This is a genomic window from Alteromonas ponticola (assembly GCF_012911815.1).
Classification (GTDB): Bacteria; Pseudomonadota; Gammaproteobacteria; order Enterobacterales; family Alteromonadaceae; genus Alteromonas; species Alteromonas ponticola.
This window is the reverse complement of sequence record NZ_JAATNW010000002.1, coordinates 153,098-168,449: the sequence shown is the minus strand read 5'-3', so window position 1 is coordinate 168,449 and position 15,352 is coordinate 153,098. Positions and strand designations below refer to the sequence as shown.

10 protein-coding genes are annotated in these 15,352 nt (G+C 43.8%); 4 read left to right on the top strand and 6 right to left on the bottom strand.

Going from position 1 to position 15,352, the window contains the following annotated elements; genetic code table 11:
- Positions 1-53 precede the first annotated feature (53 nt).
- Positions 54-914, bottom strand: coding sequence for a ThiF family adenylyltransferase (locus HCJ96_RS03285; RefSeq protein WP_169209621.1), 861 nt, complete (start codon positions 912-914; stop codon positions 54-56).
- A 381-nt stretch (positions 915-1,295) separates the two neighbouring features.
- On the opposite strand from HCJ96_RS03285, the gene HCJ96_RS03280 reads away from it, so the two are divergent.
- The 3 genes from HCJ96_RS03280 to HCJ96_RS03270 all read left to right on the top strand — a co-directional run bounded on the left by HCJ96_RS03280 (position 1,296) and on the right by HCJ96_RS03270 (position 5,844).
- On the top strand, positions 1,296-2,570 hold the full coding sequence (locus tag HCJ96_RS03280) for a nucleotide sugar dehydrogenase (RefSeq protein WP_169209620.1): 1,275 nt from the start codon (positions 1,296-1,298) through the stop codon (positions 2,568-2,570).
- Positions 2,571-2,578: 8 nt separating this feature from the next.
- Positions 2,579-3,595: an NAD-dependent epimerase gene (locus HCJ96_RS03275; protein WP_169209619.1), complete on the top strand. Its 1,017-nt coding sequence runs from the start codon at positions 2,579-2,581 to the stop codon at positions 3,593-3,595.
- A 431-nt stretch (positions 3,596-4,026) separates the two neighbouring features.
- Entirely contained in the window at positions 4,027-5,844 is a 1,818-nt protein-coding gene (locus HCJ96_RS03270; protein ID WP_169209618.1) for a PQQ-dependent sugar dehydrogenase, read from the top strand.
- 115 nt (positions 5,845-5,959) lie between these two features.
- Here the strand turns inward: HCJ96_RS03270 and HCJ96_RS03265 are convergent, their stop codons facing one another.
- From HCJ96_RS03265 to HCJ96_RS03245, 5 genes are all read right to left on the bottom strand, one after another.
- Positions 5,960-6,784, bottom strand: a complete 825-nt coding sequence (locus HCJ96_RS03265) for a PEP-CTERM/exosortase system-associated acyltransferase (RefSeq protein ID WP_169209617.1) — start codon at positions 6,782-6,784, stop codon at positions 5,960-5,962.
- 218 nt (positions 6,785-7,002) lie between these two features.
- The gene (locus HCJ96_RS03260; RefSeq protein WP_169209616.1) at positions 7,003-8,250 is read right to left on the bottom strand and encodes a glycosyltransferase family 4 protein; all 1,248 of its coding nucleotides are present in this window, start codon (positions 8,248-8,250) and stop codon (positions 7,003-7,005) included.
- Between the two features lie 135 nt (positions 8,251-8,385).
- Positions 8,386-10,551 carry a malate synthase G gene (locus tag HCJ96_RS03255; protein WP_169209615.1) on the bottom strand — a complete coding sequence of 722 codons (2,166 nt, stop codon included), beginning with the start codon at positions 10,549-10,551 and terminating at the stop codon, positions 8,386-8,388.
- Positions 10,552-10,651: 100 nt separating this feature from the next.
- A complete protein-coding gene (locus HCJ96_RS03250; protein WP_169209614.1) occupies positions 10,652-11,596 on the bottom strand; it encodes a LysR family transcriptional regulator in 945 nt (314 codons plus the stop codon).
- Positions 11,597-11,846: 250 nt separating this feature from the next.
- The gene (locus tag HCJ96_RS03245) at positions 11,847-13,442 is read right to left on the bottom strand and encodes an isocitrate lyase (protein ID WP_169209613.1); all 1,596 of its coding nucleotides are present in this window, start codon (positions 13,440-13,442) and stop codon (positions 11,847-11,849) included.
- Positions 13,443-14,013: 571 nt separating this feature from the next.
- On the opposite strand from HCJ96_RS03245, the gene HCJ96_RS03240 reads away from it, so the two are divergent.
- On the top strand, positions 14,014-15,348 hold the full coding sequence (locus HCJ96_RS03240; RefSeq protein ID WP_169209612.1) for an alkaline phosphatase: 1,335 nt from the start codon (positions 14,014-14,016) through the stop codon (positions 15,346-15,348).
- The last annotated feature ends 4 nt before the right edge of the window (positions 15,349-15,352 follow it).

Here is a 15,352-nt window from a genome sequence, read left to right as displayed (position 1 = left end):
AAAAATAAATTTGATCTTTTTTTGTTTTTCGTGATCTGTAAAAAAAGCCGACATTATTTTGGATTTAGTGCGATTCGTTTGGCAATTTTAAACATAATTCGTGGTAACAAGCCCCTGTTACCCTTTGGCCGCCATGTTTTTGCCAGCTTATTGCGATATGCATCGAAATGAAGGCCATGTGGGGCGCTGAGGATAGGGCCGCGGTTTAATAATATTTTCAACGCATAGGATTCGGCCATTCCCGCGCACAGGTTCACCGCCATGACGGTTGATGGGCCTTTTTGAGCTTTAAAATCTACGGTTGAGTCGTCAACTAGGTAACTTCGTTGTAGCATGGCAGGTGATAAACCTATAAGAAACTGAATTAGCTGTTCTTCTTCACTTTGCTTATCGTTAAATCTGAAATATTCTTCGTAGGTCATCTGCCCCGGCATGAAGCACAATAGTGCACAGCCCATTCCCAGTGGTGCCGCGGTCACCACCGGGATACCGAGTTCATAACATCGTTTAAATACCAGCTTGCGCGCCGCGAGGGCAAAAAAGTCCAGGCTGTCGATATACAGATCCACATCCTTTAGAAATTCGTCAACATTTGCTTCATTGATACCCTCTGGAAAACGCTTTACCTGCATCTCCGGGTTAATGTCCTTGACCATCGTGTCCATCACCTGGCATTTGTCTTGGTCAAGAGTTGACATAAACGCACCGAACTGGCGATTAAAATTATGGATATCGTATTGATCAAAATCAGAAATATTGAGCGCACCCACCCCTAATCTGGCGAGTGTGAGCATGTGTAAGCTGCCGACCCCACCGGCTCCTGCAACCGCAACGCGTGCGTTACGTAATGTTTCCTGTTCTGCTTGCGTTACCCAACCAATATTTCGGGAAAAAGCTTTTTGATAGTTAAACATAACGCTCCTTACGCTTATTTTTGCCTGACACCGACGCCTCCAAGGGCCTGAAAACCGATAGAAGTACGAGTGTTAAATTTTTTGACAGTGGCATTTTCTGATATGTCCGAAGTATACAGGCGCTGACTGTTCGTTTCATTGAAAAAGTTTTAGATCACCGTAACAGAAACGGGCCAGTGTGATTTACGGCCGAACCCGCCGGATATCAAACTCGCTTTCTTTTTATACCCTGTGATCTTTTACTTGCTGCATCCGTTAAGTTTAGAACAAAAAAATACTGCACTTAGTAGGTTTAAGATTTTCCATCCCGGATAAACTGTGACATTATCTTTGGCAGTTTTTGACAAAAATCACACAACATTCTTCTTGGTAGTTAATGCTATGGCACATGATTTTAAAAAGATTGGGATAGTCGGTTTAGGCTATGTTGGATTGCCCCTTGCGGTTGCATTTGGACAGAATGACAAAACGTTGGGCTTTGATGTTAATCTGAAAAGAATTAAACAACTTCAGGAAGGGGACGATCTAACTGAGGAAGTGTCCAAAGAAGAGTTAGCTGCGGCTAAACACTTATCCTTTTCTTCTGAGCCAGATTCTTTGAGCGAGTGTGATGTCATCATCGTAACCGTTCCGACACCTATTTATCAGAACAAACAGCCTGATTTCACCCCCTTAATTAAGGCCAGTGAAACCATTGGTAAATATATGCAGCCAGGCACTGTGGTGGTGTACGAGTCCACCGTGTTCCCGGGCGCAACCGAAGAAGTCTGCCTGCCAGTCATTGAGAAAGTATCAGGTAAAAAGTTAAATCAGGATTTTTACGCAGGCTACAGTCCAGAGCGAATTAATCCTGGTGATAAAACCCGCAAACTCTCGAGCATTGTAAAAGTCACTTCCGGAAGTACACCGGAGGTCGCTGAGCGTGTCGATAATCTTTACAAGTCAGTCATTAAAGCCGGTACCCATAAGGCATCATCGATAAAGGTGGCTGAAGCGTCAAAAGTAATCGAAAATACGCAACGCGATCTCAATATCGCTTTGATCAACGAATTTGTCATGATTTTCGAGCGCATCGGCATCGATACAGAAGAAGTGCTGGAAGCGGCGGGCAGCAAGTGGAACTTTTTACCCTTCAGGCCAGGTTTGGTCGGCGGCCATTGCATCGGCATCGACCCATACTACCTGGTACATAAGGCTGAAGAAGTGGGTCACCATCCAGATGTCATTCTCGCTGGCAGACGTATTAATGACCGAATGGGTGAATACGTAGTAAATCGCCTGATTAAAGCGATGATCAAAAAAGATATTAAGGTGAGCGGCGCCAATGTGCTTCTGCTGGGGATAACGTTTAAAGAAAATTGTCACGATATTCGAAATTCGAAAATTGTGGATATTGCTCACGAATTACAGGATTACAACGTCAATCTGGATATCTGGGATCCCTGGGCCAGAGCTGACGAAGTCAAACATGAGTACGATCTGGATTTAGTTAATAAGCCCGAGCCAGGTAAATATGACGTGGTTATTGCAGGTGTGGGTCATAATGAGTTTAAAGCATTAGGCGCTAACGGGCTGGCTGAACTTAAAAAAGATGGCGCGTTGGTATTTGATCTCAAATATATTTTCGATAAAAAGATTGTAGACGAAAGGCTTTAAGGAGCTACATGCATATTCTCGTTACAGGCGCCGCGGGTTTTATCGGCGCCGCAGTTTGCAAACAACTGCTCTCACGCAATGATACTGTAATCGGCATCGATAATTTGAATGACTACTACGATGTGTCGTTAAAGCATGCCCGGGTCAATTCCATTCAGGAAAATTTCGCTGCTGATAAATTTCAATTTGTCGAGATGGGAGTAGAAGATCGAGAAAAAATGGCGACGCTGTTTAAAACGCAGGAGTTCGATCGCGTGGTGCACCTCGCCGCACAGGCTGGTGTCAGGTACTCAATCGAAAATCCACACGCCTATATAGACTCCAATATTGTGGGATTCATGAATATTCTGGAAGGCTGCAGGCACAACAATGTAGAACATCTGGTTTACGCATCGTCTAGTTCAGTGTATGGCGCGAACGAGGAAATGCCGTTTTCCGAACGTCACAATGTTGACCATCCGGTAAGCTTGTATGCCGCCAGTAAGAAGTCCAACGAGCTGATGGCTCATACCTACAGTCATTTGTACCAGCTGCCAACTACTGGTCTGCGTTTCTTTACCGTGTACGGTCCATGGGGAAGACCTGATATGGCGCCTATGAAGTTCACCAAGGCCATTTTAGCGGGTGAGCCTATCAAGGTGTACAATTATGGGAATCACCGTCGCGACTTTACCTACGTTGACGATATTGTTTCTGGTGTAATTCATGCACTGGATAATATCGCGCAGAGTAATCCTGATTGGCAAGGGACATCACCGGATCCTGCTTCGAGTAAAGCACCTTATTGTATTTACAATATCGGCGCGCAGACGCCTGTGCATCTGATGAAGTTTATCGAAACCCTGGAGAATGCGCTGGGTGTTGAAGCAGAAAAAGAAATGTTACCGATGCAGCCGGGTGATGTTCCTGATACCTACGCTGATGTAACCTTATTGCAGAACGCTACAGGATATACCCCCAGTGTATCAGTGGAAAAAGGCGTTAATGAATTGGTCAAATGGTATCGAGAATATTATCAAGTCTAGATGCGGGGTTACACAACTGTAATTTCGGTATATAGCATTATTCCAGTTAAGTGATTTGATCTGGTGAAGTAATATGGATTCATGATTGAATCACGATGACTTCACCTCTCTAACGTCTTTGCTCATCCTGCCAGGAATTTAATGAGCTGTTAAACAACTTTTACCAACGCGATTAAGCCATTCTATTTATCCCACTTGATGTGTATGGATGATTGTAATATATCCTTCAATCCGCAAGAAAAATGGCACTGCTAGATTTGTTAAGCACTTACTCTGGTACTGCAAGGGGCGGCGAATCTAATACTCAAAGCTGAGCATGACAGATATTGCACTATCCACGAGTTAATTCAGATTCACAATGTAAAAAGTTTGTAAAGTAAATTTTAAGCAGTTAACATTAAAAAAAAGTAATGTTAAAGGGTTGCACCGTTGTGAAGTTTTTATCCTCAATTTTCTTACTAATTTCTTTGGTGTTTCTCTATGTGTACCTTCAAGGTTATCAGGGAGGAAAAATAACGGATTCACAAATACTATTTTTATCGGCCATAGCCTGTTCTTTTTTTGCTGGAATAGTCGCGTACAACATCAGGCCCTTGCTACTCAAATACAGTGTTATTTCAAAAGTTTTGATACAGGGATTAGTGACTTTCTCACTATTTTTTGTTCTTTTGCTTGTACTAAATCCCACCTTTAAGTCTAAGACATTTATTATCATCTGTACGGCGATTGCCGTGAGCATCATGTTAATTGCCGTTCTCAATGGTAAGAAGCTAGTAGCTGTATCAACAGTGGCACTGGTGGTGCTCGCTGGAGTCAGTTTGGCGCACGTAAATTTCAGCAATTTCAATCAAGACACTGATGGAAATAACAGTGCGAAGTATATTTTTAGTTCGCTTCACGACATTAAAATTGAGACTTATCATTTCAAGCAAAAAAACTATCAGGATGGCGGAGCGATAGCGGGGAATGTTGGAAACGAATATTTATTGGTTACAGGAAATGGCATTGTTGCTAAATTTAACGCGCGTAACCAGATAGAAAACGTTGAAAAGCTTGGGCAAATAGAATTTGGCTTAGATGAGTATAAAAAGTATGCACCTTCACCAAATCGTTGGTACAGGATCGCTGACGCCATTTTTTTAGAGGATCTGGATACGCTCTTTTATAGCTATATTTATTGGTCTCGGGAAAACCAGTGTTTTACAATCAGAGTTAGCCAAGCGCCGTTGAGTTTGCTCGAAAGCGAACAAATACTCGACGGTGAGCTGATTTTTGAATCGCTTCCGTGTGTAAATCATGACATTGCTAACAATGAAACAGGGGGAAGGTTTTTAAGACTTTCTACAAACGAACTACTGTTTACCATTGGAAGTTTTAAAGCCGAACCATTAATTCCGCTGGCAGAATTTAAGCAGTCGTCATATGGCAAAACGTTCAAAATCGATCTCACGACAAGCCAGGTTACAAATTATTCTAAGGGACATCGAAACGCTCAAGGTTTAGTGAACTGTGATGACAAAGTTTATTTAACAGAACACGGGCCGTTTGGTGGCGATGAGCTTAATTTATTAATTGAAGGTAATGATTACGGATGGCCTGAGAGTAGCTTCGGAGTTGATTACGGAAAAAAAGTGCTAACCATGTCTGGCGAAACTGGCCAGCATTTAAATGGTGTCAAACCCCTCTACGCCTGGACACCCTCCATCGGTATTTCCAACCTGATTTGTTACAAAAGCGATTTGTTTGAGAATTGGCAAGGAGACTTACTGATAGCAAGTTTGAATGGATTAGGCAGTGGACTTAGTCTCTTTAGAACCAGACTGTTCGAGGATCGTCCCGTTGCAATTGAACAAATTAAGGTAGACTCAAAAGTTCGCGATCTTACTTCGTTAGACGGTGGGGAAATACTTACGTGGGACGGATTAAGCAAAGTGTCTATTTTAACACCAGCCCAATCTGTTTTTAGTCAGTGTGTTGCATGCCATAATTTGCGGTATAGAAGTCATGGGATAGGTCCGGACTTATGGGGTGTGGTTGGAGCCGACATCGCGCGCCATACTGACAGATATAATTATTCTGACGCGCTAAAATCGTTGGACGGGACCTGGTCACAGGAAAGGTTACACGCATTTCTGGAGGATCCAAGTGGCTTTGCACCGGGCACAACGATGCATTTTCCTGGTGTAAAAAGCTATGAAGATAGACAAGAAATTATTGATTACCTGCAAGGGGTTTCAAATAGCCGCTAGCTTTAATTAGCAGACAAGGCATTTCTATTAACTAATAGATATTTCGAACTAGTTAGTTAGTCAGGATGAGGGATTCTGCCTGTAATTACGCCAACAGGCGTGCCAAGGTTGAGGCCTATGAGCCGCCTTGCTTTCTGATTTGTTCGCGTATTTGATGCAGCATGACTGCAAAGTTAGGCTTCAAGCTGCTCTGCAATAGTGGCTGGTTGATATAATAAGGTGCGCGGCGACCGTGGTAGTCAATAACCGGCCCAATTTGCTCAAATTTAATGCCGACAAAACTCATGCTTCTGGCGAGCCTGGGCTCCATCATTACGTAGGCATGCTGCACGCCTCGCTCAATGGCGGTGGCTGCTGCGGCAAAATACAATCCAACGGCAATAAAAGGAAAACAACGAAGTTCTATCTCTGAATAGGTTTGCTGATTAATGACACCTACTGCAGCGCCATCGTATTTATCCATTTCCCGTCGACGGAATCTTCTGGGAACGGCCAAGCGCGATATTTCACAAATGTTTTTACGGTTAAAATTTCGCGGGTTCAACGAATCATTGTTAATTGACGAGATACAGTACTTTTCGATTGGGAGTTCTTGCCCTGCTTCTGTGGGACGTACTAATCTCACCGTGCCTGCAAATTCGTCCGTTGTAGAATGCTTGATTAGACAGTGCAAAGAGTAATCGTCAAATTCATCGGTTTCCATGCCCGAGTCTCTGATTTCTTCAAACTTTAGTTCATCACAGTAAACGTTATGACGGATACGGTAAGAAACTTCTTCCAGTGACGCTGAAGAGGCAATGACGGGCTCAAGATAACTTGAAAAGTGACGGGCAATATATTTCGACTCGCCATACTGGCGATAGCTCCTATATAGTTTGCCTATGCTGCTGGTTTTCAACTTCCGTGACAAGGAACCAAGCATTTTATCTTTAGAAACCATTCTTTTACTACTGCGTCCTCGGATTGCTACTGTTACTGCTAAAAAAAGTATAGCGTTAATTTCACGTTTCTCTAATTAAAAGAAAAATACAACGATTTGGAAAATATGATACGAAACAAGTAAGCACACTTTTTAGTTCAAGAAACCTTGCTAATCAGTAGCGTTAAGTGAATATATCCTGTTAATCACACTAGCACCAGTTCTTCTATTCTGGCAAATTAATTATATTCGCTGATTAAATGAGAATAACGTTCCGAAATTGTTTTAGAGTCATATTTTTCTGCCACAAGCTGTCTGCCTTTTTGGCCAATAGACTCCGTATTTTTATCCGTTTGCACTAGTTCACAAAGGGTTTTGAAAAGCGTTTCAGTCGAATTCACTACATATCCACTTTCATTGTGCGTGACAGTAATACCTTCAAATGCTATGTCCGAACCTATAACTGGCAATCCGTAATTCATCGCATCAAGCACTTTAAGTTTAGTGCCGCCCCCATCACGTAACGGGCATAAAAAGGCCTGGGCATTGCGATAAAAAACATTAATATCGTCAACATATCCGTGTATGGTGACAAAATCATATCGACTTGCCATATTTTTAATAGACGTCGCCGGGTTCTTACCGATGATGTCTATGTGGATGGGTATATTATGTTGCTTAATAAGCGGGCAAACAGCTTCTAGCAAATAGGTAATAGCATCATGATTCGGATACCAGTCAAGCCCGCCGATAAACAGCAATTTGCCCACTTGCGGGGTGCGTTCCACCTCATGCTTGAAGGCTACACCATTGGGAACGACGTCAACGTTCATCCCGGGTACTAATTTACTTAACGCATTTTTGTCTTCTGGCGAACAGACAATATGATTTCGATAATGACGCATCATCTGTGCGTCGAAACGGCCAATTTTTTTCGCTTCAATTGCATAATAGCGTTTTTTAGCCCATTGGGTTTCTTTTTCAGCCCGACGTTCCATCATCGTGTGCTCAGCGTTGTGGTGGTTCACCACTGTCTTGTCTGCCGGTAGTGTGGTCCCTAAATTGCCCAACAAGCCCATCGTATCAACATGGATGTAGTCGAAACTGTCATAATTTAATTCATTAGCTGCTGCTTTGAGTGCCGCACTGTGAAGCCAGTTCACCGAGTAAGGATTGTCAGTTATGAGCGATAAACCCGCCGTCTTCAAACGATGCCACTTGGTTTTTTCATTGTCCATTGAGAAAAACTGGATGCGAGCACCTCTGCTCTCAAAAAATTCTTTGGCCTCTGATAATCCTTTTTCCACAGATTCGAAGTAAGGGGCCAGTAACCTGGGTTGCACCAGACACAACAGGGTAACCTCGTGATCATCAAGTACTTTATCCAGTAACCCATGTGTTCTAATAAGTAATCCACCTTTTGGTGGGTAGGGGACGAAGTGATTTATCCATAAAACGCGTTTCTTTTGTACGGGATGACTGCTCATTTCCTTCCCTTAACATGCTGCAATTTGGCTGAGTGAAAAACTATTAAATCGCACTTATCTTCCTGCGTAAACTGGATAAATGCAAAAAGCCACTCAAAATGAATGGCTTTAATACGGTCAAATTCAAAATTAGATTTATGCTTTCATTTTTCGCCGCATGTCGTGCAAAATAAATTCTGTGTAACCATTAGGTTGACTACCGCCATCGAATATCAGCTGATAAGCAGCTTGAAAGCCTAGCGATTGTTTTGTGTCAGGCCCCATTGGGACATAGTCAGGATCATGCTCATTTTGTTTATCCACCAGTGTCGACATTTTTAACATGCACTGCTCTACCTGTTCTTTGCTTACAATGTCATGCAATAACCAGTTCGCAATATGCTGGGATGAGATGCGTAATGTCGCGCGGTCTTCCATTAAGCCAACATTATTGATGTCGGGAACTTTGGAGCAACCTATACCCATATGTACCCATCTGACCACGTAGCCCAATATTCCCTGCACATTGTTATCCAGTTCACGTTGAATTTGTTCTGGTGTCAGATTTTTTTCCAGTAATGGAAGCGTTAAGATGTTATCCCGCTCTTTGGCACAGTCTGCACGCAGTGCTTTGTGCTTTCCAAACACATTAACCTGGTGGTAATGAAAGGCATGCAGGGTAGCAGCGGTAGGTGAGGGCACCCATGCAGTCGTAGCCCCTGCTTCAGGGTGTGCAACCTTGCTCTTCATCATCGAGGTCATGTCGTCAGGTATAGGCCACATTCCTTTGCCTATTTGCGCTTTACCTGACATGCCACACGCAATCCCGGTGGCGACATTTGAGCGCTCATACGCGCCAATCCAGGGTAATGCTTTCAATTCGGCCTTATCTGCGAACGCTCCTGCGTGCATTGAGGTATGAATTTCATCCCCTGTTCTGTCCAAAAATCCCGTATTAATAAAAACGACGCGCTCGGACGCATTGGCTATACAGACTTTAAGGTTTACCGATGTGCGTCTCTCTTCATCCATGACACCCATCTTGACAGTAAATCTTTCCAGCCCCAACGCTGCCTCGATGGCACCAAAAAGCTGGTTAACGAAGGCAACTTCATCAGGGCCGTGCATTTTTGGTTTAACAATATAGATGCTGCCCTTTTTCGAGTTTTTATATTTCGAGTTACCTAACAGGTCGTGTTTAGCTATAAGGACCGTGATGACCCCATCAAGGATACCTTCGGGTACAGGCTTATCATCTAGCAGCACTGCATCAGAATACATATGCAGGCCGACATTTCTCACAAACATCAGGCTGCGTCCGGGTAAAGAGAATGATTTTGTCTCAGAACTTAAAGGAGACGGGGTATAAAACTTATCCTGGTTCATCGTTCTGGTAAACGATTCTTCTCCTTTTTGCACCTGTGTTGAAAGCGTGCCTGTCATTAAACCAAGCCAATTGCGGTAAACCAACACTTTATCGTCTGCATCAACTGCTGCAACGGAATCTTCACAATCCATGATGGTCGAGATGGCTGACTCTAAAACAATGTCTTTAATGCCAGCCGGATCTGATTTACCCACCGGGTGGCTGGGATCAAACTGAATGTCTAAATGCAGTCCGTTATGTCGGAATAGCAGTGAGGATGGGGCTGTCAGCTCACCAGTGTACCCTTGCCATTGTTCTACATCGGCTAGTTGGGTCGAATTCTTATCTTTCATTTGAATCAGCAGATTGTCATCTTCCACTACATATGCAATTGCATCCTTATGGCTGCCGGTAGCCAGCGGAAGCAGGACATCTAGCCACTCTCTGGCCTTTTCAACTACCTTACCGCCTCGTACAGGGTTATAGTCGCTGCCTTTTTCTGCTCCATCTGTTTCTGTAATGAGGTCGGTACCGTATAGCGCGTCGTAAAGGCTTCCCCAGCGAGCATTACACGCGTTAAGCGCATAGCGAGCATTATTAATTGGAACAACTAGCTGAGGGCCAGCAATCTGGGCTACTTCGTCATCCACTTTCGTGGTTGCGATGGTGCATTGAGCGGGTTCATCGACGAGATAATTTATTTCGCGAAGGAAATTCAGATATGCCTCGCCATGAATGGGGCGTTTGGCTTGGTAGTAATCATTTAATTGACGTTGCAGTGTCTGGCGGGTGTTTAAAAGTGATTCATTGTGTGGGCTGAACTGATGTAGGACATTTTCAAGTGACGTCCAAAAGTGCGCCTGATCAACCTGGGTTCCAGGCAGAGCCTGTTCATTAATAAATTGATATAGCGGTTGGGCAACCTTGAGTTGCCCCTTTTTGACGTACTTCTGCATATACACCTCAATAAAATAATTTACCTGTTCAGTGTATACACTTTAGCTGACTAATTTTAATTTATGACTATTATCCCAAGTATTCATGCCGAGAATAACGCTAGAACGTATTCATTTCCGCTGCGACATCAGCAATCAGTCTGCGCAACCAGATATGTCCTGCATCATGATGTAGTAACGCACTCCACGCCATTTTTAACGCAATAGGCGGTATATCGAAAGGCGGTTCTTTTAATATGACACTGGCGTCGTCTTTGAAGATAGTTGCCACCTTTGTCGGCAGCGTGGCGATTAAGTTCTGTGTTTTAGCAATCTGCAGCGCAGCGTGGTAATGACGCGTAAACACGCGAATATCACGTTGCTTGCCTATTTTAGTGAGCTCTGCATCAACCCATCCTAGCTTTTGCACTTCGTTGGGGTCGATTCCCACGCCGACACCAAAGCCAGTTTTGCTAACCCAGATATGTTGAGCGTCAAGGTAAGTATTCAGATCCCATTTCTGTGCTAGCGGGTGGTTGGCACTTAACACACAGCTAAACGAATCATACCACAGCACTTTTTGATGGAAGGAAAGAGGCAACTCTTCGAACCGATTAATTGCCATGTCAACTTTGCCCTGTTCCACATCATGAAAAGTGACATCGCTTGGAGTGATTAAATCTAAAGTAATGTTAGGCGCCAGTTTTGACAGCCTGCCAACAAGCTCAAGCAACAATGTACTTTCAGCGTAGTCGCTGGTCATTATTCTAAAAGTGCGTTTGCTTGTTGCGGGATCAAAATCGGTCTCAGGTTGAATAGAGCTTTCAAGCTTGGATAACACATCACGTATAATGGGTTGTAATTCCAACGCACGTTTGGTGGGTGTCATTCCATCACTTGTTCTAACCAGGATAGGATCTTTAAAAAGATCTCTTAGCCGTTTAAGACCGTTGCTCATGGCTGGTTGGGTAATGCTCAGCTGGTTTGCTGCTCGGGTAACGCTGCCTTCTCTAAGTAGTACATCGAGATAGACCAGAAGATTGAGATCAACCTTGGCAATATTCATCTATTTTAATCCTTAAGTGCATTACTTATTACTTTTTTAATTCTTAGTATTATAATTTTTTGCCCTTTAGCGGGGGGGCATTTTTGACTTTTTCGGGCAGGCATCCACTGCCTTCCCTAGCAGCCTAACATACTAATCTAGAGAATATTACATCGAAAAGCAGATATATTGCGATGTTTATACTAAAAAAGAAGATGAAACGAAAAAAGCTCCCGGAGGAGCTTTTTTAAATCTTAAAATTGTTTAAAAATCAAACATCGAACTGATTCATGGTATTGACATCTCCAGCAGCCTTTAGTGCCGCATCACCAGAGAAATATTCCTTATGTGTATCACCCAAATCAGAGCCCGCCATGACCTGGTGCTTAACACACGCCAGCCCTTCACGAATTTCTTTTCTCTGTACGCCACGTACATAAGCCAGCATCCCTTCTTCACCGAAGTAACCTTTAGCCAGATTATCGGTAGAAAGCGCTGCGGTGTGGTAGGTAGGCAAGGTAATAAGGTGATGGAAAATGCCTGCTTCGCGTGCTGCATCTTGTTGGAAGTTCTGGATGCGTACGTCAGCTTCTCTCGCTAATGCAGTGTTATCAAACTGCTCTGACATCAGCGCAGCTCTATCATACTCCGATACATCCTTGCCTTCCTCTTTCCATGCATCAAACACTTGCTGACGGAAATTAAGTGTCCAGTTAAATGAAGGCGAATTGTTATAAACCAGTTTAGCGTCAGGTCTCTGCTTACGAATAGCATTTACCATTGCAGCTATTTGGCCCACATGGGGTTTCTCGGTTTCAATCCACAACAAATCTGCACCATGTTGTAGTGAGGTAACGCAATCAAGTACGACGCGGTCAAAACCTGAACCCTCTTTGAATTTAAATAACCCATTGGGCAAGCGTTTGGGTTTGACGAGTTTGCCATTTTGCTTGAGTAACACGTCATATTCGTTAACGGAGCCTAAATCGGTTACATCGTCGGTATCCAAAAATTCGTTATATTGTGCAGCCAAATCGCCGGCTTGCGCAGAAACTGGAATTTTCTGGGTCAGACCAGCACCGAGTGAGTCGGTGCGGGCGACGATAACCCCGTCATCAATGCCTAATTCAAGGAAGGCGTAGCGGACAGCGTTGATTTTTGCCAAAAAGTCTTCATGGGGAACGGTAACCTTGCCATCCTGATGGCCACACTGCTTGGCGTCAGACACCTGGTTTTCAATTTGAATGCAACAGGCCCCTGCTTCAATCATCTTTTTAGCCAGCAAATAGGTTGCTTCTTCGTTACCAAAGCCGGCGTCAATGTCAGCGATAATAGGCACTACGTAAGTTTCAAAATTATCAATTTTGCTTTGAATAGCTTGCGTATCCTGACCTGTTTGTGTAGCTTCATCCAGCTGTTTAAAAAGTTTGCCGAGCTCTTGTGCATCAGCCTGACGCAAAAAAGTATACAGTTCTTCAATTAATGCCGGTACAGACGTTTTTTCGTGCATTGACTGATCGGGTAACGGGCCAAACTCAGAGCGCAGCGCTGCCACCATCCAGCCGGACAGGTAAAGGTAGCGCTTTGATGTGCTGCCATGATGCTTTTTAATGGCAATCATTTTCTGTTGACCGACAAACCCATGCCAACAGCCTAGTGATTGTGTATATCGTGCCGAGTCTGCATCATATGCCGCCATATCTTCACGCATGATCTTGGCGGTATATCTGGCGATATCCAGACCAGTACGAAAGCGATTTTGAATTTTCATGCGAGCCGCAAATTCAGGCGTAATTCCTTCCCAGGCTCCTTTCTGTGCTGCTTTTAAGGTTGCTAATGTATCGATTTCTGACTGATATTGCGACATGGTAATCTCCAACTGTCTCTCATTCCTGAATTGAGCGTTAAGTGCTAAAACTTCAACCAGTGCGGTTAACGTGATTTAATCCTAGCGCGTCAACCTAAATAAAAACATCCAATGTTATTCATCTTCATTATTTTCTGCGTGAATGGTTGCGGGTGGTGAATCTTGGTGTTCTTAGCAAACAGTAATGTTCATCAATCAGGATATAAAAAATAAAGTTGGAAAATGGATGAAGAGGGCCAGGTACGGAGTAATGGAACGTGGATGGCTATCCCCTAACGGCTCGAGTGATTGAAGAGTCATGGTTGGCCAATGTGGATGTTATTCTTAATACTTTACTAAGTGAAAGTGCAGTGATGCGATGGCAAAAAGGGTGGGCTGTGATAAATTTATTTCAAAGTTCCAGCAAGACTTGCTGGTGAAAAAAACAGCATTGGATGAGAGCGTTATCAACCGACTAATCTTGTCAGATGTCGCTTCTACAGAATTTGCCGTGTTATTGTCTTCTTGGCGGTTTATAATAACACATTGAATTCCAGTTCTTTATTAAACTATACATACCAGGGAAGCCAGAATGCGTTTAAATTCTTTAGCTCTTGTATTAACCTTCGGACTTGCCTCCCAAGGCTGTCTGGCCACTACGGAAAGCGCGCAAAGCGCCGCTAAGTCAAACACAATACCCAAGAATATCATTATGGTGGTGGCGGATGGAATGGGGCCTGCCTATACAACCGCTTACCGCAACTTTGTGGATGACCCAAGCACAGACCATATCGAGAAAGTCGTGTTTGATGAAATGTTAGTGGGCAATGCCGCTACCAATCCTGCCAAAGTATCTGGCTATGTGACTGACTCGGCCGCTTCCGCAACTGCACTGGCCACGGGAGTCAAATCGTACAATGGTGCCATCGGGGTCGATGTCAATAAAAAGCCATTACCCACGGTGTTGCATAAAGCAAAAGAAAAAGGCATGAAGACGGGGCTGGCAGTAACTTCACAAATAAACCACGCCACGCCAGCCAGTTATATGGTAGCAAACGAAAGTCGTCACAATTACGATGCTATCGCAAACAGCTTCTTTGACGACAGAATAGGCGACAAGTTTCTGGCAGATGTCATGTTGGGCGGCGGCACCAAACACTTTGTCCGCAAAGACCGGGATGTGCGAAAAGAATTTGCTGATCATGGCTACGCCATCGCCACTAGTTATGAGGAGCTTGCCAATCTACCCAAAGACAAACCGATACTGGGTTTGTTTGCACCGCTGGGCTTGCTTCCTGCACTGGATGATACTAACCGTGAAAGACTTTCATTTTTAACCCAACATGCGGTAGAGCGGCTTGAGAACCCCAACGGATTTTTCCTGCTGGTTGAGGCAAGCCAGGTCGATTGGGCAGGGCACGGTAATGATATCGCATCGGCAATGGCCGAAATGCATGACCTGGCGACGACGATGGAATATTTGAAAGCGTATGTTGAAAAACATCCTGACACCTTAGTTGTGCTGACAGCAGATCATAGCACCGGGGGGCTTTCAATTGGGGCAAACGGTCAGTATGCCTGGAATCCGGAATTTATATCTAATATGAAGGCCTCAGTAGGAAAAATTGCAAAACAATTGGCGCAGCAACAATCACCTCTGTTGTACCTTGAGGAACAGTTAGGCTTCACCTTGTCTGCAGAAGACAAAAAAGTATTAGAAAAGCTAGTGGCGGAAAAAGACGTTGATACTGTTACATCGCAAATTAAAGCTTTCTTAGACAACAAAACCAATACCGGGTGGACAACAAGTGGCCATACTGGTGATGATGTTGAAGTCTTTGCCTTTGGCGCGGGATATCAGGGGTTTACTGGTCAGATTGATAACACTGACATCGCTAAAAAGATTTTTCACCTGTTAGACAACTAAAAAT